The organism is Natronomonas sp. (assembly GCF_028274965.1).
Lineage (GTDB): Archaea > Halobacteriota > Halobacteria > Halobacteriales > Haloarculaceae > Natronomonas.
In genome coordinates this window covers 46,388-66,365 of record NZ_JAQCNO010000040.1, presented here as the reverse complement: position 1 = coordinate 66,365, position 19,978 = coordinate 46,388, and the positions used below count along the sequence as shown (strand labels likewise).

Annotated in this window: 19 protein-coding genes and 2 tRNA genes; 12 read left to right on the top strand and 9 right to left on the bottom strand. The window is 66.7% G+C overall.

What is annotated here, in order from left to right; all coding sequences use genetic code 11:
• Positions 1-107: 107 nt before the first annotated feature.
• Positions 108-422 (bottom strand): non-histone chromosomal MC1 family protein, encoded by a 315-nt coding sequence (locus Q0916_RS05760; protein ID WP_299235567.1) that lies wholly within the window; start codon positions 420-422, stop codon positions 108-110.
• Positions 423-730: 308 nt separating this feature from the next.
• Between Q0916_RS05760 and Q0916_RS05755 the strand changes: the two genes are divergently transcribed.
• Together Q0916_RS05755 and Q0916_RS05750 are read left to right on the top strand one after the other, a co-directional pair.
• Positions 731-928, top strand: a complete 198-nt coding sequence (locus Q0916_RS05755; protein ID WP_299235566.1) for a hypothetical protein — start codon at positions 731-733, stop codon at positions 926-928.
• Between the two features lie 124 nt (positions 929-1,052).
• Entirely contained in the window at positions 1,053-2,108 is a 1,056-nt protein-coding gene (locus Q0916_RS05750; RefSeq protein ID WP_299235564.1) for a quinone-dependent dihydroorotate dehydrogenase, read from the top strand.
• Position 2,109: 1 nt separating this feature from the next.
• Here Q0916_RS05750 and Q0916_RS05745 read toward each other — a convergent pair whose 3' ends face one another.
• The 3 genes from Q0916_RS05745 to Q0916_RS05735 form a co-directional block, all read right to left on the bottom strand.
• Complete coding sequence (locus tag Q0916_RS05745) at positions 2,110-4,047, bottom strand: phenylalanine--tRNA ligase beta subunit-related protein (RefSeq protein ID WP_299235563.1); 1,938 nt, start codon at positions 4,045-4,047, stop codon at positions 2,110-2,112.
• A complete protein-coding gene (locus tag Q0916_RS05740; RefSeq protein WP_299235562.1) occupies positions 4,047-5,564 on the bottom strand; it encodes a phenylalanine--tRNA ligase subunit alpha in 1,518 nt (505 codons plus the stop codon). The genes Q0916_RS05745 and Q0916_RS05740 overlap by 1 nt, the downstream gene beginning before the upstream one ends.
• 67 nt (positions 5,565-5,631) lie before the next feature.
• A complete protein-coding gene (locus Q0916_RS05735; protein WP_299235560.1) occupies positions 5,632-6,627 on the bottom strand; it encodes a DUF5784 family protein in 996 nt (331 codons plus the stop codon).
• A gap of 110 nt (positions 6,628-6,737) precedes the next feature.
• Between Q0916_RS05735 and Q0916_RS05730 the strand changes: the two genes are divergently transcribed.
• Positions 6,738-6,908 (top strand): DUF5786 family protein, encoded by a 171-nt coding sequence (locus tag Q0916_RS05730; protein WP_299235558.1) that lies wholly within the window; start codon positions 6,738-6,740, stop codon positions 6,906-6,908.
• Positions 6,909-6,916: 8 nt separating this feature from the next.
• Here Q0916_RS05730 and Q0916_RS05725 read toward each other — a convergent pair whose 3' ends face one another.
• Both Q0916_RS05725 and Q0916_RS05720 read right to left on the bottom strand, forming a co-directional pair.
• Complete coding sequence (locus Q0916_RS05725) at positions 6,917-7,612, bottom strand: DUF7530 family protein (RefSeq protein WP_299235556.1); 696 nt, start codon at positions 7,610-7,612, stop codon at positions 6,917-6,919.
• 231 nt (positions 7,613-7,843) lie between these two features.
• Entirely contained in the window at positions 7,844-8,368 is a 525-nt protein-coding gene (locus Q0916_RS05720) for a DUF192 domain-containing protein (RefSeq protein ID WP_299235554.1), read from the bottom strand.
• A gap of 86 nt (positions 8,369-8,454) precedes the next feature.
• Between Q0916_RS05720 and Q0916_RS05715 the strand changes: the two genes are divergently transcribed.
• The 3 genes from Q0916_RS05715 to Q0916_RS05705 all read left to right on the top strand — a co-directional run bounded on the left by Q0916_RS05715 (position 8,455) and on the right by Q0916_RS05705 (position 12,519).
• Positions 8,455-8,528 (top strand) — tRNA-Val (locus Q0916_RS05715).
• Positions 8,529-8,933: 405 nt separating this feature from the next.
• Positions 8,934-10,730, top strand: coding sequence for a PAS domain S-box protein (locus Q0916_RS05710; RefSeq protein ID WP_299235553.1), 1,797 nt, complete (start codon positions 8,934-8,936; stop codon positions 10,728-10,730).
• Positions 10,731-12,445: 1,715 nt separating this feature from the next.
• Positions 12,446-12,519, top strand: a tRNA-Phe gene (locus Q0916_RS05705).
• A gap of 297 nt (positions 12,520-12,816) precedes the next feature.
• On the opposite strand, the gene Q0916_RS05700 is transcribed toward Q0916_RS05705, so the two are convergent.
• Both Q0916_RS05700 and Q0916_RS05695 read right to left on the bottom strand, forming a co-directional pair.
• Positions 12,817-12,990: a hypothetical protein gene (locus Q0916_RS05700; protein WP_299235552.1), complete on the bottom strand. Its 174-nt coding sequence runs from the start codon at positions 12,988-12,990 to the stop codon at positions 12,817-12,819.
• A gap of 83 nt (positions 12,991-13,073) precedes the next feature.
• Positions 13,074-13,742, bottom strand: coding sequence for a cupin domain-containing protein (locus Q0916_RS05695; RefSeq protein ID WP_299235550.1), 669 nt, complete (start codon positions 13,740-13,742; stop codon positions 13,074-13,076).
• A 214-nt stretch (positions 13,743-13,956) separates the two neighbouring features.
• Between Q0916_RS05695 and Q0916_RS05690 the strand changes: the two genes are divergently transcribed.
• From Q0916_RS05690 to Q0916_RS05675, 4 genes are all read left to right on the top strand, one after another.
• Positions 13,957-14,100: a hypothetical protein gene (locus tag Q0916_RS05690; protein ID WP_299235549.1), complete on the top strand. Its 144-nt coding sequence runs from the start codon at positions 13,957-13,959 to the stop codon at positions 14,098-14,100.
• Positions 14,101-14,247: 147 nt separating this feature from the next.
• On the top strand, positions 14,248-14,835 hold the full coding sequence (locus Q0916_RS05685) for a poly(R)-hydroxyalkanoic acid synthase subunit PhaE (protein ID WP_299235548.1): 588 nt from the start codon (positions 14,248-14,250) through the stop codon (positions 14,833-14,835).
• Positions 14,832-16,148, top strand: a complete 1,317-nt coding sequence (locus Q0916_RS05680; RefSeq protein WP_299235547.1) for an alpha/beta fold hydrolase — start codon at positions 14,832-14,834, stop codon at positions 16,146-16,148. Before Q0916_RS05685 ends, Q0916_RS05680 begins: the two co-directional genes overlap by 4 nt.
• Before the next feature lie 180 nt (positions 16,149-16,328).
• Complete coding sequence (locus tag Q0916_RS05675; protein WP_299235546.1) at positions 16,329-17,228, top strand: esterase/lipase family protein; 900 nt, start codon at positions 16,329-16,331, stop codon at positions 17,226-17,228.
• 134 nt (positions 17,229-17,362) lie between these two features.
• Here the strand turns inward: Q0916_RS05675 and Q0916_RS05670 are convergent, their stop codons facing one another.
• Positions 17,363-18,307 carry a phosphorylase gene (locus Q0916_RS05670; RefSeq protein WP_299235545.1) on the bottom strand — a complete coding sequence of 315 codons (945 nt, stop codon included), beginning with the start codon at positions 18,305-18,307 and terminating at the stop codon, positions 17,363-17,365.
• Between the two features lie 30 nt (positions 18,308-18,337).
• Between Q0916_RS05670 and hjc the strand changes: the two genes are divergently transcribed.
• Together hjc and Q0916_RS05660 are read left to right on the top strand one after the other, a co-directional pair.
• Positions 18,338-18,853, top strand: a complete 516-nt coding sequence (gene hjc, locus Q0916_RS05665) for a Holliday junction resolvase Hjc (RefSeq protein ID WP_299235544.1) — start codon at positions 18,338-18,340, stop codon at positions 18,851-18,853.
• A 105-nt stretch (positions 18,854-18,958) separates the two neighbouring features.
• A complete protein-coding gene (locus tag Q0916_RS05660) occupies positions 18,959-19,936 on the top strand; it encodes an NOG1 family protein (RefSeq protein WP_299235543.1) in 978 nt (325 codons plus the stop codon).
• Positions 19,937-19,978 lie beyond the last annotated feature (42 nt).

Below are 19,978 nucleotides of genomic sequence, written 5' to 3'. Positions count from 1 at the left end.
CCCTCATCCTACGCGCGTACACGCAGTCGGGCCGGGTGAGTCGCCGCGCACCGACGGTAGCCCCAGCAGCTGTATAGCCGTTCCGGTGACGGGAGCCGGCGGGGCGATCAGATCTCTTCGAGGTGTTTGATCCCCTCCTTCGAGACGTTGGCCTCTGTGATCTCCTCGGGCATCCAGCCGGGGCTGTCCTCGGGGGCCGTCTCCTCCCAGGCCCACGCCTCGTAGATGTGGACCTTCTTCGTGCCCTTCTCGCGGAGCCGGATCTCCGTCTCGTCGGCCGCGTTCTCGCTTTCGGCGGCGTCGAGTCGGCGGGCCGCCTTCAGCGCCGCCTGTCTCGGCGTCCGCCCCGAGAAGACGCTCGTCTCGTCGTCGCCGTTCTCCCGAAGCGCGAAGTTTCGCTTGTCATCGTCGTCGCGTGCCATGGTTTCTCTCCTCCATGTGAGGTCTGCACACAGGATATTATAAATATATCCCCGCGATCGGGGACGGCGACGGGGTCTTTTATAAACGCCGCGTCGCGCGCGCCGCCGAAACGCCGACACGGAGGACCGATCCACCCGGAGCGAAGCGACCGAACGTCGGCGGCTTGACTCGCGCGCACGGACGTCACTTGCGGGCGCGTCTTAATTAGAGTCCGGGCGTTCGGTCGTCGGCCGGGCGACGGCGTGTCGGCGGCGGGACTCGCACGGTACACTTATGTGGCTCGTAGGGTGAGGGGCCACACAACGAGATGGTGCGAAAGAAGACGCTCAGCCCCAGTGGCGCAAAGGACGACGAGGGGGAGTACCACAACGTCCACGTGAACATCCACGAGGACGAGCTCGCTGTGGCTGGGATGGACATCGGCGACGAGGTGTTCGTCCGCGTCCGGGAGGGGAAGATAATCATCCAGCAGGCCGACGCGGACGACGTCGACCACGACCTCTGAGCGCCCCCGGCCGGGGGGTCGAGATGTGAGATTCTGGGTTCGAAGTGTTTCAAAGCCGATAGGGGGCGCTGAGGGCGGGTTCGGACCGGGGTGTTTAACAGCGTTCGCGGCCCCGTGGTACCTGATGACGCTCTACGATCGGTGTAAACCGCTCGCGTTCGGTCTCGGTGCCGAGACGGCCCACGGGGTCGGCAAGCGGCTGCTCTCGGGGCTGCAGTCGACGCCGATCGAGCGGGTCGTCGCGGACGCCTGTACCGTCGTGGATTCGCGCCTGCGCGTCGAGGCGTTCGGACGGACGTTCCCGAACCCGGTCGGGGTCGCCGCGGGATTCGACAAGAACGCCGAGGTGCCGAACGCGCTGGCCGCACTTGGGTTCGGACACGTCGAGATCGGCGGCGTCACGGCCGAACCGCAGGCCGGCAACCCGCCCCCGCGGCTGTTTCGGCTCCCCGAGGACGAGGCCCTGATAAACCGGATGGGGTTCAACAACGACGGCGCGGACGTCGTCGGGGAGCGGCTTGAGACGACCGACCCGCGGGTGCCGATCGGCGTCAACATCGGGAAGTCGAAATCGACCCCGAACGAGGAGGCCGAGTCGGACTACCGCTACACCTTCGAGCGGGTCGCCGGCGGCGGCGACTACTTCGTCGTCAACGTTTCCTCGCCGAACACGCCGGAGCTGCGGGCGCTCCAGCGGCGCGATCGCCTGGAGTCCATCCTCGGGGAGCTCGCTGACGCCGGGGCGGACCCGCTGTTGGTCAAACTGTCGCCCGACCTCACCGAGGAGGCGATCGCCGAGGCCGTCGACGTCGTCGAGGCGCTCGATCTCGACGGCGTCATCGCGGCGAACACGACGACGGACCGACCCGACTCCCTCGCCGGAGCGCACGCCGACGAGGCGGGCGGGCTCTCCGGGAAGCCACTCGAGGGGACGGCCACCTCCGCGGTCCGGTTCGTCGCCGAGCGCACCGACAAGCCGGTGATCGGCGTCGGGGGCGTCACCGACGCAGAGGGCGCATATGAGAAGATCAAAAACGGGGCGAGTCTCGTCCAGTTGTACACCGGTATCGTCTACGAGGGCCCGACGGTCGCCCGCGACATCAACCGCGGCCTCCTTGAGTTGTTGGAGCGCGACGGGTTCGGATCGATCGCCGAGGCCGTCGGCGCCGATCTCTCTTGAGTCAGCGGTCGCCGAGGCCCTCAAGACGGAACTCGAAGGCCGAAACGGGGACCTCGAGGTCGTGTTCGACGAGCACCCGGGGGTGTACCTCCCCGATGACGCCGACGGGGGCGCCGTCGAGGACGACGGCGGCGGTCCGCCCCGACACGAACGAGGGGTGTTCGGTCGGCGGCGTCTCGAGTTCGACCCCGAAGGTGCGCGCGACCGCCGACAGCCGCGCCTTCGCGTCCTCGTAGGAGGCGTCGGTGCGGGCGACGACGGCGGCCACGGAGCGGTGTTCGGCGACGCCGGTCGGCTCGTCGTCGTCGACGCCGGCGACGAGTCCGATCTCGGCGAGGTCCTGGGGGTACGCCCGGTGGGTGTTGTTCTCGAGCACCGACAGCAGCGACGGCAGCGCCCACGTCCGGACGGCGGTGTAGGCCTCGCTGTAGGGCTCGGTGATCCGCGGCGGCGTCCGGGCCCCGAGGGCGTCGTCGTCGGGCGACAGCGACATCCGCTCGAACAGCGCCGTCTCGTCCGTCAGATGGAAGTTCAACAGGTCCTCGAAGCCGAGGCCGACCAGGGCGTCGCGGGCCGCGTCCTCGAGCCGCGAGGCCTCGGTTCGACCGCCGACCGTCGAGACGTCGGGGTATCGCGGGTCGAGGTCGTTGAACCCGTAGGCCCGGCCGATGTCGTCGACGAGGTCCATCGGGTGGAGCACGTCGACCCGGTACGGCGGGATCTCGACCTCGTAAACGAGCCCCGATTCGTCAGTCGACCCGGAGCCGTCGTCCGGATCGGAGGGGGCGGTGTCCGGGCTCGCCGCGCGCCGCGGGACGCGCTCGATGTCGGGGCCGGAGGCGTCATGCTGGGACGGCTCCGTGTCCGGATCGTTCGTCGCGTCGGCGTCGAGGCCGGCCCGTTCGAGCAGATCGACGACGTCAGCGCCGGGGAGGTCGATGCCGAGGGTCGTCTCGACGTGCTCGTGGGCGAGGCGTTTCGTCTCCGTCGAGAGGTCCGGCCGGGGGAGCGTCCGGTCGCCGTAGCGGACCTCGAGCGCCTCGAGTTGGCCGCCGCGGGCGTCGAGGGCGTAACAGACGATCGCGAGCATCCGGTCGATCGTCCATTGGTCCGTGCCGGTCATCTCGATGAGGAGGTCCCGCGAGCCCTCGTCGACCTCGGTCCGCTTGCCGTTGATGACCGGCGGGAACGAGAAGAGCCCGATGTCGTCGTAGATGGCCGGGTACCGCTCGAAGCCCGAAACGAGATCGCCGTAGGTGTCGCCGGTCGGGTGCGTCTCGAGCACCTCGGCCGGCGTCCGGTCCGCGTCGTCGTCGAGCGGGACGAAGCGATCGCCGTCGGGCGCGACGCCGCGGTACGTGATCGTCTTTTCGGGCCCGTTCGTCGGGTCGTCGCTCGTCGCCGGCGTCGACATCGACGTTGGGGGCGCGTCTCCTGTCGGGTCGGTCCCGGGCTCGTCGGCGCCCTCGGCGCCGGCGTCAGAGGCCGAGCGCCCCTTCAGCATCGCCAGGTCGTGGACGCCGATCGCCCCCTTGGCGCGCTCTCGGCCCATCGTCGCGTGGAGTTTCTCCTGGAGTTGGATGATCGATTCGAGCCGGCTCTCGTCGAGGTCGACCCCCCGGACGACCGCACCGGTCACGTAGGGGCGCTCGTCGGGCACGGACTCGTCGACCTCGATCGCCCACTCGGCGTCGTTGACGCTCGGGAGGTAGACGCCGCGGTCGTGGCCGTACTGGTACCGGAGGGATCGGGCGATCCCCTCGACGGAGAGCCGGTCGAGCCGGTCGGGGGCGAACTCGAGTTCGAAGGCCCCGTTGTCGGTCCGGCCCTCGAACTCGAGGCCGAGCGCGAACAGGTCCGATTTCAGCTCCTCGTCGGGTTTGTCCTCGGCTCCGGCGAGCGTTTTGAGCTCCTCGGGGTCGATCTCGACGACGGGCATCAGTACACCACCTCCACGTTCCGCAGGAGCTCGAGATCACAGAGCGTCCCGTGGACGTCCCTGATGTCTTCGAAGCCGTACATCAGCATGAGGAGTCGCTCTAAGGCGAGTCCCCACGCCATCACGTCGCACTCGACGCCGAGCGGCGAGAGCACCTCCTCGCGGAACAGACCGGAGTTGCCGATCTCGATCAGGTCGCCGGTTTCCGGGTGGCGGCCGAACAGTTCGAAGCTCGGTTCGGTGTAGGGGTTGTAATGCGGTTTGAACTCCAAGTCCGTGATCCCGAACTGCTCGTAGAACTCGGTGAACGTGCCCATCAGGTCCCGCACCGAGAGGGATTCGGCCATCACCCACCCCTCGATCTGGAAGAACTCGAGGAGGTGCGTCGGGTCGAGCGTGTCGTTCCGGTAGACCTTCTCGACGCTGAAGTACCGCTGTGGCGGCTCCAACTCGCCGACGGCCTGCCCGGAGAGATACCGCATCGAGAGCGACGTCGTGTGCCCGCGTAACGCGACCGCCCGGGCGAAGTCCTCGTCCCACGGCGAGTGGTAGCCGTCGCCGTCCTCGCCGACGCCGTTCCGGTGGGCGTCGGCGACGCGCTCGACGAGGTCCGGCGGGAGGTCGGCCATCGGGGCCACCTCGAGCGCGAAGCGGTCCCAGTGGGTCCGCGCCGGGTGATCCTGCGGCATGAACAGACAGTCGTTGATCCAGAAGTCGGCGTCGGCGTGGGGACCGGACATCTCCTCGAAGCCCATCCCGACGAGGACGTCCTTGACGCGGTTCGCGGTCCGACGGAGGATGTGCTCCTTGCCGCCGTGGGTCGTTTCGGCGTCGGCCTCGACGTTGTACTCGGCGAACTCAACCGCGTCCCACTCGCCCGAGGTGAGCAGTTCCGGCGTGATCGCACCGACCGTCTCGGCCGCCTCGATCCCCTCCATGAGCGCGGTAACGCCCGCCTCCGTGAGCGTGACACTCCGGACGGTCGTCTCGGATCGCTCGAGGAGCCCGCGGGAGACGAGCCGGTCCAGAACCGCGCTCTCGACGTCGGCCTCGGCGTCGGCGTCGCCGGCGATCGAGTCGAGCGCCTCGGCCTCGGGATCGGCGTCGGGGTCGGTCTCGGGGTCCGGCGCCGCCGAGACCGCGCCGCCGTCGATGTCGCCGTAGCCCTTCCGCGCGAGGTTCGAGAGGGCAATGTCGACCTCGCCCTCGAGATCGGCCTCGCCGATCAGTCGCCCCATCTCGACGGGCTCGTCCGCACCGCCGGCCTCGAGGGCGGCCGCCCGGAGCCGGCGTTCGGGGAGGCCGACCTCGCGGTACCGCTCGCCTTCGGCCGTCAGCGAGCGCGTTTCGGCGGCGCGTTCCTCGACGGCGAGCAGCCCCCGGTCTTCGAGCTCGAAGGCGGCCCGCGTGAGCGACGCGGGGTCCTCGCCGAGGCGTTCGGCGAGCCGTGCGATCGTCCGCGCCTCGGTCGCGCTGGCGGCTTCCAGCAGCGCGAGTTGCGTTTCGGGCAGTCTCATTGTAGCGGTGTGTGTGCGGCTGGCTGTTAGCCGTTCCGACTCGGCACCGTCCCGACCGGCGAAGCGCTCAGGCGTCCGCGAGCGCCGCGGTGAGATCGAACGGCACCCGCCCGTGAACGTAGCCTTCGATCCGGCCGTTCGGGCGGGCTCTGACGACGACGGTCGGCTCGTGGCCGACCGCCGGGCGCTCGGCCGCGACCGCCGTCCACTCGGCGTCGCTGAACGAGGTACAGTCGATGATCAGGGTCGCCTCGGGGTGTTCGGCGAGCTGGTCGGTCCGCTTTGCGCCGCCGGTTTCCCTGACGGCCGCGACCGGGTGATCCGCGTGCGAACGGCGGGCGGGCGGCTCCGGGCGGGTGACCTCGACGAGGTGCTCGCCAACGGCGAAATCCAGCGCGTGTCCGCTCGCCTGCTCGACCTCGGGTTCGAACGCGAGGCCGGCGTCGACGAGCAGTTTCGCGACGGTGAACTCCGACATCGTCGCGCGCATCCGCGTGCGGTCGTACCCTGGGGAGGTCCCGAGTTTCGAGGACATCGTGTAGCGGTGCTCGTCCAGCACGCCCGTCGACAGCAGCGACTCGTAAAACGACAGCCCCTCCTCGCGGGTCGCGTCGGGGAAGCCGGCGGCGTCCTCCGCGAAGAACCGACGCGTCGTGTTCTGGCCGTCCTTCGAGAAGAAGACCGGCAAAAAGAACCACGAGACGTACTCGAAGTCGGCGAGCCAGGGGTCGGTCACCTCTAACCGCGCCGTGAGTTCCCGCTTGGCCCACCGCGTCACGGCGTAGGGCGCCTCGGCGAAGGTGTACTTGTCGGTCCGCCACAGCGCCTCGGGGGTCTCCGTGTTGCCGAGCCAGTAGGCCGAACCCGGACGAAAGCAAAACAGCGCGAGGTCGCCGTTGTCCATCTCGAGGCGGACCGCGTCGTAGCGGTCGTCGCCGATCTCGAACCACGGCTCTTCGAGTCTCGCGCCGAAGGAGTCGGCGAGCGGCGCGAGGAGTTGGCTGCGGACGCGATCGCGCGTCCACGTCCCCGTGGACGCCCGAAAACGGAGGGGCCCTGCCACGCCTGATACTACCCGGCCGGCGGTTTAGCGGTTGCGCTTCCCGAAACACCGGCGGCGCGGTCGCGGCGGCGATATATTGATAATACCTACCAACCAAGTGGATCTATACCATGTCAATGGGTGCCTACGACGAGGCCGAACACGAGCGTCGCGAGCGGAAGACATCGAACGTCGAAATCGGCGAGGACGACGGACGGACGACCTACGAGGGCGCGGTCAGCTACGACTCGGGCGACTCCGCGGAGGCGCTCATCGATCAGTTCAAGCGGATCCAGGAGTGACCCCTCGGTCAGTACTGCCTGAGCCCCAAGAGTAGTATTGAGGTCCCTGAGACGACCGTCACCGCCACGACGTGGCCGGCGAGGGCCGCGAACAAGACCGGATGGCCGGTGAGAAACGGCAACAGGAGGAGCTGTGCGGTCGAAAAGAGGATGATCTCGCTGTCGACGCGGCGGAGGATCGCGGCGGTTTCGGTGTCGAAGCGGTACCGGAACGACCGCCAGAGCCCGACGACGGACGCCCACCAGCCGGTCCCGATCCGATAACAGAGGTCCCAGAGCACGAGCAGGGTCGCGTAGACGACGAGGACGGGCGGGTCGGGGCCGAAAAGCGTCCGGACGAGCGGGGCCTCGGAGGCGGTGTCGAATACGAACAGGTGGGTCACGAGCGCGATGAACGCCAGCACGGAGAGGACGACCTCGATGTTGGACCCGAACAGCAGCCGACGGTACGACTCGGGCGTCTTCGGCCGGCGCGCCGCGGCGCTGATCCGGAGCATCTCGAAGCTGCCGAAGGCGGCGACGACGACCGCCGCGGTCCCGACAAGGACCGCGTTCCAGAGGTCGTAGTACCACGCAAGCGCCAGGACCGAGACCTCGAAGACGACCAGTTGGATCGCGATCGCCACGGAGTCGGGGATGTCGATGCCGGGGAGCGCGCTGACGATGCTCTCGTACGTCCACGTCTCGCCGTACTCCGGTTCCATCAGGCGACCCCCGTTCGGTCGACGGGCGGGTCGGCGGACGGGACGGGCCGCTCCGGCGGCGCGTTCGGAGTGCTGCGGGGGCGGACGGGTCCGCGGGACGAAGCGGCGACTCCGGCGGCCCGACCGGACGGCGTCGGAGCGGCGCGAGCGACCGAACCGAGCGCGAACGCACACATACCCGCTCAACGGACCCCGGCGACTTAACTCCGGGCGACCGCCGCTGGGGGGCGGTCACACCTCGAAGACGAGTTCGTCGCCGACCTCGACGCCACGATCAGCCGTCCACCCGCGGTTCACCTCGAGGACGTACCGCCCGTCGCCGGTGTAGGCCCGGTCGCTGCCGTCCTCGCCGGGGGCCGGCGCCGGCGCCTCGTGGATCGTCGTGATCGTCCCGTTCGGGGCCGCAAACACGATGTCGATCCCGAAGGACATCCCCCGCATCACGTAGGTGTACTCCGACGACTCGTCGTGGACGAACAGCATACCGCCGTTCTCGGGCAGGCTGTCGGTCCGGCTCAGTCCGAGGTAGCGCTTGCCGAAGGTGTCGGCGACCGCCGCCTCGACGGACCCGAGTTCCGCGCCCGTCTCGCCGTCGACGACGGCGACGGTTGTGCGGTCGTATCCGGCGTCGTCCTCTGCGTTCGGATCGTAGCCGTCGCCGAACAACAGGGTGAACGCGCCACCGGAGAGCGCGACCGAAACGACCACGAGGACGGCGAGGACGGCGACACCGTAGCCGAGGCGGCGGCGATCCATCGTACCGCACGTAGGGAGGCGTCGACCTAAGCGTTCCGTCACGGAGGGTAAGCGTTATGCGCTCCCGCCGGTTCCTCCCGAACGACGGGCCCGTGGTCTAGTTGGTTATGACGCGGCCTTTACAAGGCCGAGACCGGTGGTTCGACTCCGCCCGGGCCCACTGGCGCTCGCGGAGGGCGAACAGCGAAGCCGTGAGCGCAGCGAGCGGAGCGAACCCTGAACGTCGAACGAAGTGAGTCGTTCTCCGGTTCGACTCCGCCCGGGCCCATCCACAGTTTGCACGGTCGTTAGCCGAATTGGATCCGGTCCGTTTACCTGCGGGTAGTTCGGTTCGCCCGTGAGAAGTGCTTTGCGAGTCAGGCGGTTACAGGCCGGTCATCTGTGTTGCGGGGGTCGACGCCCGGCCTGGCATACCCGCTTTGCGCCTCCGATCAGTCGGGAGCCCGGCGCTTTCTGAGGCCGAGGCCCCGGCTCGAAACTGCTGAGAGGCCCCGGTGTTAGTCTCGCGGGGACGTCGTTCCGGAAGCAGTCACACTTATTTACTCCGTAGGATTGACCAGTGTACATGCCAGAGACGATCCGAATTTTACACGTTGATGATGATCCATCGTTCTGTGATCTGACCCGGGAGTTTCTACACCGGCACGACCCCCGGTTCGAGGTTGTCTCTGAGCACTCCCCCACAGACGCCCTTGATCGCATACAGGCAGAACAAGAGCAGACCGACTGTCTGCTCAGTGACTACAAGATGCCGGAAATGAACGGCATAGAGCTTTTACAGACAGTTCAACAGCAATTCCCCGGCCTTTCGATTCCGTTCGTCCTCCTGACCGGCGAAGGAAGCGAGGATGTAGCAGCAGAAGCACTGAACGCCGGTGCCAGCAGCTATATTCAAAAAGGCGATCCCGACGTGTACGAATACGTTGCCACGCGGATTCAGCACGATATCAAGACGATGCAGGCCCACCGCGACAGCCAGCGGTTCGATACCCTTCTGAGCGCTATCGACGACCCGGTGTATGTTCTTGATAACACCGGTCGGTTCAGCTACGTTAACGATGCGTTCTGTGAGCTAACCGGATATGACCGGGCAGCGATCCAAGGTAGTGAGCCGTCGTTGGTCAAAGATGATCGAGCCGTCGCACTCGGTGAAAAGCACTTGGCTCGGATTCTCTCGGACGACGGGCCGGACAGTATCACGTTTGAGGTCCGTATTGAACCGAAAAGCGGTGGCACTGTTATCTGTGAGGACCGGATGGGCGTTCTGCCGTATGAGGGCGATCAGTTTCGTGGCTCACTCGGCATTCTCCGGGACATCTCTGAGCGGAAAGAACGCGAGCGACAGCTCCGCGAAGCCAAAGAACGGTATCAGCTGCTTGTTGAACAGAATCTGATCGGGCTGTACATCACCCGCGGCACGGAGCTCATATACCACAACCCAGGACTCGCGGAGTTGTTCGGATATACGGATGATGCGAATGCACTGGCTGGCGAGTCGCTACTGGAGTGTGTCCAGCCGGATGATCAAGAGCGACTGGCGGAAAATCTCAGAGAGGTGATGGTCGGTGACAGAGACTCGATCCGGGAACCGTTTGTCGGAGTCCAAGTCGACGGAGACGCGGTTAGTATTGAACTGCTGGCGCGGAAGATCGAACTTGACGGCGAGCCAGCGGTCATTGGGACCGCTGTGGACGTCGATGAGAGCGACGAAAGCTACTGGCAACTGCGCCGGGAGCGAGATCGACTCGAGAAGTTCACGAGCATCGTGTCACACGACCTCCGGACACCACTGAACGTTGCTCAAGGACGGATTGAACTGGCGCTTCAGGAACTGACCGAAGAGCTTGCCGCCGAGTCACTCGAGGAGGCTGATCGGGCGCTACGTCGGATGGAAGAAATGCTTGAGGAACTACTGACCCTAGCGAAACAAGGTGAGGTTGTGGCCGATACGGAGCCGGTTAGCCTTCGAGGAGTCGCAGAATCAACGTGGGAGACCGTCGAGACAGCAGACGCACGTCTGCGTGTATCTACGGACCGGAGTATTGAGGCGGCTCCGGGGCGGGTGAAGAGTTTGTTCGAAAACATCTACCGGAATGCAATCGAGCACGGTGGATCGGATGTTGAACTACGGGTTGGAGAGAGTGGGGGAGGGTTTTATATTGAAGACGACGGACCGGGTATCTCAGTAGATATCCGAGAGAAAGTCTTCGTACCCGGGTATTCCTCGTCTGAGGGAGGGACGGGCTTTGGATTAAATATTGTCGAAGAGATTGTTGAGGCCCACGGCTGGGAGATCAACATAACCGAGGGGCGCGACGGCGGTGTGCGATTCGATATTACTGGCGTTGAGTTTGCGAAATAGATTCTGTGCTGTGCGGTTTTGTAATACGTTATTGTATCTGACTACACTGATAGGTCAACACGGCATTTGAGCGCGGAGTTATAACTCCGCGGGCGCACACCTCTGTCCTCGGGCGGGGTTGGGGTAAGCAACGCTTGTGGAACCGTGCCGCTATATTGAACGTCGTGAGTCAAATAGCACGTTACGCTGCGGGGTCGGTGGGATGCCGTCCCCGGACCACAGGGAGAACTGAACCATCGGTGTGAGCCATGCGGCGATGGCACAGATTCTAGCGGGCCACGCTGCCGGGACACGGCTCAACGAGAGGCAGACGAACGTCCTCCCGGTGTGTCGCCGGTTCATTTCAGTGCGCGTTGAGACCGCCGCCGCTACGCGTGCCGGACGTCCGATAGCCTGATTCCACGCTCTTCAGAGCATGGATCGAGGTGATCAGCAGTGCCGACGTCCGAACACGAACAGGTCCATTAGCTTCGTCATAACTGTTTATGAACCGTGCTTAGATACTCTTCGCTGATCGATCTGATCGACTATGCCTCCGAGAAACATCTGTATAAGAGACGCGCACTGCGCCCAGCAGTACCTATCGAGTCGTCTCAAACTCCGTGGTACCGAGTCGCGTGCAGACGGTCGGTTATCGCGTTTTCGCCCCGGTTTTCAGGCCGATTTACGCGAGATTCCTCAGAGCGTGCTGTGAATGGCCTGGTCGTGTTTGGCTGTTCGGTTACAGCCTCTGTTTCAGGTACCGCAGTACGTCCAATACTGCTCAGTGGCGCTTCGAACGGCCGATCGTGTGCGTTTGTTACGCGGTGGACTGTCGAGTTCTGTTGCCGGGATTAATCTGCCGGACAATCACTTCAGCGACTCCAAGCGTTGCAAGATACGGAATGAGGCTAACTACTGTATCGTTCGTGGCATGGACGAGTGGGTTACTCGGGGCAGTGCCTCCAATCAGTAGATAGTTGACACCCATCTCGTGAGTCAGTCCAAGGGTGAATACGGCCACCCATAGTGCAGCGACCTGTGCGATGATCAGTCCTTTAACCGTGTTAGCCAGGCGTATATAAACATCTAAGACGTTGCGAGTTAATCGCTGACGATAGCTGCAATATTTGAACGTTCCCGGTCCAGCGGCGTCCTACTGTGGTCTCACCTGGGAATTGTCTATCTGCATCGGCTACCGACCGGGTGGCAACACGAACCGGTTTGGACCGGGGGTCGGAGCCGCTATACCCGAGAACTGCCGCCCGAACGTTCGGCGATCAGACAACGTTCACCTTCGAAGACGGCGAGGGCAACGCGATTGGGACACCACTCGACGCTTCGGAGGATCAGGCAGTTGTCACAACCCCCGACGAGACAGGGCAGCGACACAGGCATCCCATGGCGTCTTATGTGAGGATGTGTCGGTTGACCCTGCAGTTTCATCTATCGGTGGCTTTAGGACGTGAGCGTTTCAGACCGCAAGGCTACCAGTAGATCGGATATTAATTTCGGATGTGAAGTAGTCGATCGTGTGTAATATCCGTCGATGAGTATACTGCCTGGTATCTCGGGGGTAGATCACATACTGTTCCGTCGGGGCCCATCCGCCGATCGACAGTGAGCAAAGCGGGTCGTCGCGGGGCCGCCGGTCGTCGATCGGACGTGCCCGAACCCCGTCGCGTCGCCGGCTTCCGAAACCCTTTTTGAGGGCCTGGGCCTCCTCGGAGACGCAGGCCGCCTTAGCTCAGACTGGGAGAGCACTCGACTGAAGATCGAGCTGTCCCCGGTTCAAATCCGGGAGGCGGCATTTTCCTGCGAGCTACGTGAGCAGTGAAAATGCTCCCGAGCGGATTTGAACTAGACCAGAAAGGCGCAGCGAAGCGAGCATTTCTGGGCGTAGTTCACAATCCGGGAGGCGGCATCCGGTCTCCGCGCGATTCTCGTTCGAGATCTTCGCTCCCGCAAGCAACAGCGAGTCTTTCGGACGGCCACAGCCCGGAACGTGGTGTTTTCGTTCCCGTCGATCGCAGGGGGTGTTTCCGACCGCGAAACCCCGGAAGCCACGGCGCCGACTGAGACGACCGGTATCGGCCGTGAGCGCCGCTCAGGCGTTGGGGGCGATAGGCCGGTCGGCCAGACAGGCCGACAGACACGACTCGGGGTCGTTTTCGATGCGGTCGGTCCACTCGTCCCAGAACTCGCGCGTGAGGGTGCCGACGGCGTCCCCGTCGACGTGAACGATCACGTTCTCGGCGGTGAGTTCCGTTTCGACGTTCATGTGTACCGTTAACACGGGCCGAAGACACTATAATCTGACGCCTCCCTGGGGGCGTCCCGGCTCCCGCCCGGGCGAGAGTCGGATCACCCCGCCGGCTGTTCGACGTGCGCCCGCCAGAAGGCCGGCTGGGTGTACGTCGCGTACGCGCCCTGGTAGCCGGCCAGGCGGGCGATCGGAGCGAGAGCGCTCGCCGCCGAACCGGCGAGGCCCTCCTCGCGGACGAACGTCGTGTTGTCCCCGAGCACGTCGGCGATGAGCGCCTGTTGTAGGGGGTCCTCGGAGGTCCGCGAGCGGTCGTGAGCGAGCCCGCCGAGCGTGGGAAGCACCTGCCGGAGGCGCCCCGGCGAGCGGATCTCCGTGACGACGACGACCCGCTCGGTCGTCTCGTTGCGGAGCGTGTGCACGACGCCGGTGTCGACGGTCGCCGTCTCGCCCGCCGAAACGGTCCGGTCCTCCTCGTCGAGCGTCATCGTCAGCGATCCGGTCTTGACGTCGAACAGTTCGACGCTCCGGTCGTGGTAGTGGGCGGGCGGGCCGTCATACCCGGGGCCGAGAACGCTCGCCGTCCGGATCGGTCCGTCCCCGTCGGTCAGTGGGAGCCCCCAGACCGCCCGGGTCGGATGGGAGGTGATCGGCCCGGTCCGGTCTCGGATCCGGTCGTCGAGCCAACTCCCCCGCTCGACCTCGAAGCCGGTGTCCGGGATCGGATCGCCGCGCTCGTTCAGCGTTCGCCCGGTGACGTACGTCGACATGCGCGTCGGTACGGATCCGTCGAGTGAAAGCCTTTCCGCGCGGCCACCGTCGGCAGCGGTTCCGCGGGCCCGACCGGGGATGCGGTCTCCGGAGGTGGGTTCGGAATCGGGCGGACCACGGCGGCGCCCGGCCGGACGCCTCTGAGCGCGATACCGTGTCCCACGCTATCGACGCTCCGGCGTGGTTTATTACGTCGGAGGACCTACTGTATGTATGACGAACGAGACGGCGGGATCCGAGACGGGAGAGACCGAGCGCAAGCGCGACCGACCGGAGGGGGCACACCTCGCCGGTATCGAGGACGGGTGCGGGTGCGCCGAGGTCTGGGAGCATCTGAGCGAGAGCCGCGAGGCCTGAGACCGGAGGCCCGGGCGGGGACGCGTTAGGCCGTCGAGCCGACGTGTTGGACCGTCGAACCGTTGGGTCGGAGCGCTCGGATCCGAGACCCAACGGCCGCGGCGGCGAACAGAACCACTATAAGCGGGCCGTTAGTTAACTCATCGCATGGCAGGACAGCGGGACCCGGGGTCGACGTCGGACCACTGGGCGGAGCTCGTCGAACGGATGAACGAACAGGTGACGACGGCGATGGAGGCGAGCGCGGACGCCAACTCTGAGTTCGTCGAGTCCTGGCAGGAGGCCGTCGGATCGATGGAGAACCCCGAGTACGTCGCCGAGACCGTCGAGGGGTACGGCGGGGCGTACGAGGCCTGGATGGACGCCGCCGAGGAGACCGCAGAGAAGGTCTCGGCGGCGGCGGAGGGCGAGGAGGTCTCGCCGGAGGAGTTCCGCGACGTCTGGCTGGACAACGCCAACGAGGCGTTCAAGCGGGTGATGTCGACGGACGCGTTCGCGGCGGCGACGGGGCAGAACCTCGAGGACCTCCTCGAAATGCGACAGCGGGCCGACGAGAACGCCCAGGAGACGCTTCACGAGTTCGGGTTCGCGACCGAGCGGGACGTCCGGGAACTCGGCGAGCGTCTCGTCGAACTCGAGCGCCGCCAACAGCGGGTCGAGGACGAACTCGACCGGCTCGACGCCGTCGAGGAGAAGTTAGACCGCGTGCTCGAACACCTGGAGCGGTCGGCATGAGCACCCCGCCGGAGACCGCGTTCGACCTCCAGCGCCAGACCTGGGAGAACGCGGGGGAGTTCCTCGAAAAGCTCGCCCGCGTCGACGACGCGAACAGACGGGTCGCCGACGTCGAGGTGGGACAGACGCCGAGCGAGGTGGTCTACGAGGAGAACAAACTCGAACTTCTCCACTACGAGTCACGGACGGACGAGCAACACGACGTGCCGATCCTCATCGTGTACGCGCTTTTCAACAAGCCGTTCATCCTCGATCTCCAGCCGGAACGTTCGGTCGTCCGGACGCTCCTCGATCACGGGTTCGACGTCTACATGATCGACTGGAACGAGCCGTCGCTGATGGACCGCCATCTCACCTTCGAAGACTACGTCGATCGCTACATCGACAACTGCGTCGACGTCGTCAGGGACCGCTCCGGACGGGAGGCGATCAACCACCTCGGGTACTGCATGGGCGGGGCGATGTCGGTGCTGTACGCCGCGCTGTACCCCGAGAAGGTCCACACCCTCGGGCTCATGGCGATCTCCGTCGGCCTCCGGGACACCGACAGCGTGCTCGATCAGTGGGTCGGCGAGGACTTCTTCGACGTGCGGAGCCTCGTCGACACCTACGGGAACGCCCCGGCGGAGTACGTCGACGCCGGCTTCTCGCTGCGGGAGCCGGTCGCGGACAACCTCACGAAGTACCTGCGCTTTTTCGACGGCATCGAGGACGAGGACTTCGTTGGGAACTTCGCCCGGATGGAGAAGTGGATCGACGAGAGCATCGACATCCCGGGGCAGCTGCTCGTCGATTTCGTCGATGCGGTCTACCACGAGGAGTCGATCTCGAACAACGAGATGTACGTCGGCGGCAGGCACGCGGACCTCGGGAACCTGACGATGCCGATCGTTCAGGTGATCGGCAACTACGACCACGTCGTCCCGCCGGAGGCACAGCGGGCGTTCACCGGGGTGCTTCCGGGCGATCCGGCCGTCTTCGAGGCCGACACCGGACACATGGGCCTCGCCGTTTCGGGGCGCGCACACGGCGATCTGTGGCCGGACGTCTGTGCGTGGTACGAGGAGCGTTCCCGGCTTGAGGAGGGGGCCGGCGGGGACGGCTCCGGGGCCGAATCCGAGGCGGAACGCAGGCGGGGTCTCGAGGACGTCGACGGGATCGGCCCGACCTACGCGGGGCGGCTCCGAGCGGCCGGGATCGACACCGTCGGCGATCTCGAGGGCGTCGACCCCGCGGCGCTCGCCGGGGGGATCGACGTCCCCGAGGGCCGCCTCAGGGAGTGGGTCGAGCGGGCCGAAGGCGGAACGGAGTAGCCGGGCGCACCGGACGGAACGGGGGCCGCCGGACCGGGTCGCCCTCGGGGTCGAAACGCCGGGCGTGCCCATCGCAGCATATAAATAATGATAGACCGTTCGGTGCGTAAGAACGTCCGGGTCGCAGACCGCCGGCCGGTGGGGTGATCCCCGACGGCGGCCGGGACACGGGCGACGATCATGAGCATGTTCACGGAGACAGCGACGCGTGGATGGCCCTTCTCGCCAGCGGTGCTTCGGATCCTCCGGCGGTTGCGGCGCTCCCGGCGCAACGACGGATGCGTCGTCGACTGCGAGCACGACCGGACGGACGACGACCGGCTCCCGTGGTCGACGGACGGCGAGTACGGCGGCTGGGGTGGACGGGCGTTCCACGGCGTCGACGGGCCGGCCGGCGCCTTCGAGGGCGACGCGTCCCCGACGCCGGTCGTGTTCGTCCACGGGACCCAGCGGGACGCCTGCGATTGGGAGTCACACGCCGAGTTCTTTTTGCGGCGCGGGTACGGCGGCGACGACCTGTGGGCCATCTCCTTCCGGGAGGGGGCGTCGACCCACCGGGAGATGGCCGAACAGTTGGACGACTTCGTCGGGCGGGTCCGGGAGCACACCGGCGCGGAGTCGGTCGCCGTCGTCGGCCACAGCCTCGGCGTCACGGGCCTCCGGTACTGGCTCGCGAGTCGCGACCGCTACGAGTGGGTCGACACCCTCGTCGGGTTGGCCGGGCCGAACCACGGGACGGTGTTCAACATCTGGTGTGACGAGGCCGGGATCAGGAGCCACGGCTACCAGGTGAGCCCGGTGCTTCGCGCGGACTACGAGGACATGGAGAACCACCCGCTTTCGGTCCTCAACCGCGACGAGACGCCGGGCGACACCGACTACTACACGCTCCGCGGGGCCGACGACGCGCTGTTTTGGCGCTGCGAGGAGAGCCCCGAACTCGACGGCGCGACGAACGTCACCCTCGAGACGGGCCACGACGGCGTCCGGACCCACCGGGCAACGAAGGGGTATCTCTTCGAGTGGATCACCGGCGAACACCCCTACGACCTCCGCAACCAGGTCGGGCTCTCGCGGTGACGCGGGTCGGGGTCTCGCGCGCCGTGTTCGTGTCCGCCTCCGCGTCTACGTTTGTTTCCGCTGCGCCCGAGTCTGCGCCTGCGTCCGTCCCTCCGTGAGCGCCGGCGAGGGCGTGTGGGCGTTCCGTCGACGCGTCACGCCGCGAGGTCTTCGATCACGCTCCGGGCGACCCGGACGGCGTTTTCGATCGCGGGGCCGAACCCCGCCTCGAACCCGGGATCGAGCAGCGACTCCCGGGCGGGCACGCCGGCCGGCGGGCGGTCGTGGTTCGAGATCCCCCGGACGCTGAGGTACCGATCGAGGCGGCCGAAGCGCTCGAGGGCCGCCGCGGTCCCGGCGTCCTCCATCTCGGTCGCCCGGTACGGTCCGGCCTCGTTGGCCTCGACGAGCCACGCCGCCTGCGCGGCGAGTTCGCGGCCGTGCCAGAGTTCGTCCCCACAGAGGTTCGTCCCGCCCGCGATCGTCGGCGGGTCCGGTGCGGCGTCGGAACTGCGCGTTCCGCGGTCGGGCCCCTCGGAGAGGTCGACGGCGTCGGCGGCCGCCCGGGCCTCCTCGAGCAAGCCGGCGTCGAGTTCGAAGGCCCCCTCGTCGGTGTAGGGGTTCAACGCGAGTGAGCCCTCGTCGTCGGGGTCGACCCGGCACTTGTCGTCCCAATCGACGATCGTGTCGGCGACGACGACGGAGCCGATCGGAAGCGCCGGCGGGCCCCCGGCCGCGCCGACGGAGAGGACGAGCGCGCCGTCGAGGTCGATCCGGGGGCTCGAACAGAGGGCGGCGGTCGTCGTCGCGGCCGCCGTCTTGCCGATCCCCGTCGGGACCACGGCGACCCCGCGGTCCCCGTACCTGACCGGGGGCGGCACGCCGTCGATCGACGCGGACCGATCGAGGTCGTAGGCGTTGTGCCACGGGGTCGCCTCGCCGGGGAGGTCGGCGAGGTCCTCGAAGGCCGGTAACACGAGGGCGTCGGGATCGACGGTCATGCCGGGCGCTTTGTGGGCCGCGTCGAAAGGGCCGTCGGTGCCGAGCGGGTCCTCAAGCGGATGGATCCGAGAGCGCGGCGGGGAGCCGGAGGGCGTCATTTAAGCCCGCCCGCCACGGAACGGTCGGTGATGGCGAACCCGAACGCGAAGGGCGATCGCAGGGAGCGCGAACTCGTGACGGCGCTCGACGAGGCCGGCTTCGCGGTCATGCGCGCGCCGGCGTCGGGGAGCGCAACGGAGCGGGAGCTGCCCGACGTGCTCGCCGGCGACGGCGGGACGTTCTACGCGATCGAGGCCAAGTCCTCCGCCGGCGATCCGATCTATCTCACCGGCGAGGAGATCGAGGCGCTCGTCTACTTCGCGCGGAACTTCGGTGCGAACCCCCGGGTTGGCGTCCGGTTCGATCGCGAGGAGTGGTACTTCTTTCACCCCGGGGAGCTCTACGAGACCGACGGCGGCAACTACCGGGTCAAAAAGGAGACGGCGCTCGCCGACGGCACCGATTTCGCCGAGTTCACCGGCGAGTCCCGGAAGGTGACCCTCGAAGAGGTCTCGGTCCGCGCCGAGAGCGACGACAGGCGCGACGTGCTGAGCGCGGTGCGGCGGGGCGATCTCTCCGTCGACGACGCCCTGGAGATGCTCTGAGCGCGGCCCCCGACGCCGCCCGTCGGCCCGGGAGCCGTACCCCGCGAAATCACCCGCGTCGGCGGGAGACACGCCGCTTATAAGCCGCGACACACAAGCGGTGGTATGCACTTCGAGGACCTTCCGACGACGCCCCGGTCGGAGGAGCTGGTCGACAAGGCGTTCTCTCGGGCGGCACGGGCGGGGCGGGCCAAGACCGGCAAGGAGGCCCAGGAGTCGATGCTACAGACGGCCGCGAACATCCTCTCGGACAACCTCGGCAACGTCGTGACCTCCTGGCCCGATTTCGATACCGTGGGGGACTTCTATTACGAGTTCGCGGACGCGACGCTTTCGGACACGGACGTCGGCGGCGTCAACCGGCTCAGAGAGCACCTCTCGGAGGTGATGTGGGCCTCCCGGCAGACCGACGACATCAGAGGCGAGTACCACGGCCGGATCCGGACCGCCGACACCGGCACGGCCCGGAAGCTCCGCAAGCAGGCCTTCGCCCGTCTCGCGGACGTGACGGAGCAGGTCGAGCCCGACCTGCTGGCGATCGGGGCGGCCCGCGACGCCCTCAAAACGCTGCCGGACATCCGGGAGGACGAACCCGCGATCGTCGTCGCCGGCTACCCGAACGTCGGGAAGTCGTCGTTCGTCAACCGGGTGACGAACGCCCGAAACGAGACGGCCGCCTACCCCTACACGACGACGCGGATCGACGTCGGCCACCTCGAGCGGAACCACGTCCGGTACCAGTTGATCGACACACCCGGGCTGCTCGATCGGCCGGCCGAGGAGCGCAACGCGATCGAATCGCAGGCGGTGTCGGCGCTGACGCACCTGGCCGACGCGGTGCTTTTCGTGCTCGACGCCAGCGGCGAGTGCGGGTACCCGATCGGCGCGCAGTCGGATCTCCTCGCGGACGTCGAGGCGACCTTCGAGGTCCCGGTCCTCGTCGTCTGCAACAAGTCCGATTGCTCGACGGACGTCGAGGCGGACCACTACATGAGCGTCGAGACCGGCGAGGGCGTCGAGGCGGTCCTCGCGGCCGCGATCGAGGCCGTCGGCCACGAACCGGAGTTGCCCTTCGAGTCCTGAGTGGGCCGGCGATCCGATCCGAAAGATCCGAAGCGCCCAGCG

Coding starts and splice junctions, on each gene's coding strand:
- Q0916_RS05760 (WP_299235567.1), bottom strand. CDS start 422: ATGGCACGCGACGACGATGACAAGCGAAACTTCGCGCTTCGGGAGAAC.
- Q0916_RS05755 (WP_299235566.1), top strand. CDS start 731: ATGGTGCGAAAGAAGACGCTCAGCCCCAGTGGCGCAAAGGACGACGAG.
- Q0916_RS05750 (WP_299235564.1), top strand. CDS start 1,053: ATGACGCTCTACGATCGGTGTAAACCGCTCGCGTTCGGTCTCGGTGCC.
- Q0916_RS05745 (WP_299235563.1), bottom strand. CDS start 4,047: ATGCCCGTCGTCGAGATCGACCCCGAGGAGCTCAAAACGCTCGCCGGA.
- Q0916_RS05740 (WP_299235562.1), bottom strand. CDS start 5,564: ATGAGACTGCCCGAAACGCAACTCGCGCTGCTGGAAGCCGCCAGCGCG.
- Q0916_RS05730 (WP_299235558.1), top strand. CDS start 6,738: ATGTCAATGGGTGCCTACGACGAGGCCGAACACGAGCGTCGCGAGCGG.
- Q0916_RS05725 (WP_299235556.1), bottom strand. CDS start 7,612: ATGGAACCGGAGTACGGCGAGACGTGGACGTACGAGAGCATCGTCAGC.
- Q0916_RS05720 (WP_299235554.1), bottom strand. CDS start 8,368: ATGGATCGCCGCCGCCTCGGCTACGGTGTCGCCGTCCTCGCCGTCCTC.
- Q0916_RS05710 (WP_299235553.1), top strand. CDS start 8,934: ATGCCAGAGACGATCCGAATTTTACACGTTGATGATGATCCATCGTTC.
- Q0916_RS05700 (WP_299235552.1), bottom strand. CDS start 12,990: ATGAACGTCGAAACGGAACTCACCGCCGAGAACGTGATCGTTCACGTC.
- Q0916_RS05695 (WP_299235550.1), bottom strand. CDS start 13,742: ATGTCGACGTACGTCACCGGGCGAACGCTGAACGAGCGCGGCGATCCG.
- Q0916_RS05690 (WP_299235549.1), top strand. CDS start 13,957: ATGACGAACGAGACGGCGGGATCCGAGACGGGAGAGACCGAGCGCAAG.
- Q0916_RS05685 (WP_299235548.1), top strand. CDS start 14,248: ATGGCAGGACAGCGGGACCCGGGGTCGACGTCGGACCACTGGGCGGAG.
- Q0916_RS05680 (WP_299235547.1), top strand. CDS start 14,832: ATGAGCACCCCGCCGGAGACCGCGTTCGACCTCCAGCGCCAGACCTGG.
- Q0916_RS05675 (WP_299235546.1), top strand. CDS start 16,329: ATGAGCATGTTCACGGAGACAGCGACGCGTGGATGGCCCTTCTCGCCA.
- Q0916_RS05670 (WP_299235545.1), bottom strand. CDS start 18,307: ATGACGCCCTCCGGCTCCCCGCCGCGCTCTCGGATCCATCCGCTTGAG.
- hjc (WP_299235544.1), top strand. CDS start 18,338: ATGGCGAACCCGAACGCGAAGGGCGATCGCAGGGAGCGCGAACTCGTG.
- Q0916_RS05660 (WP_299235543.1), top strand. CDS start 18,959: ATGCACTTCGAGGACCTTCCGACGACGCCCCGGTCGGAGGAGCTGGTC.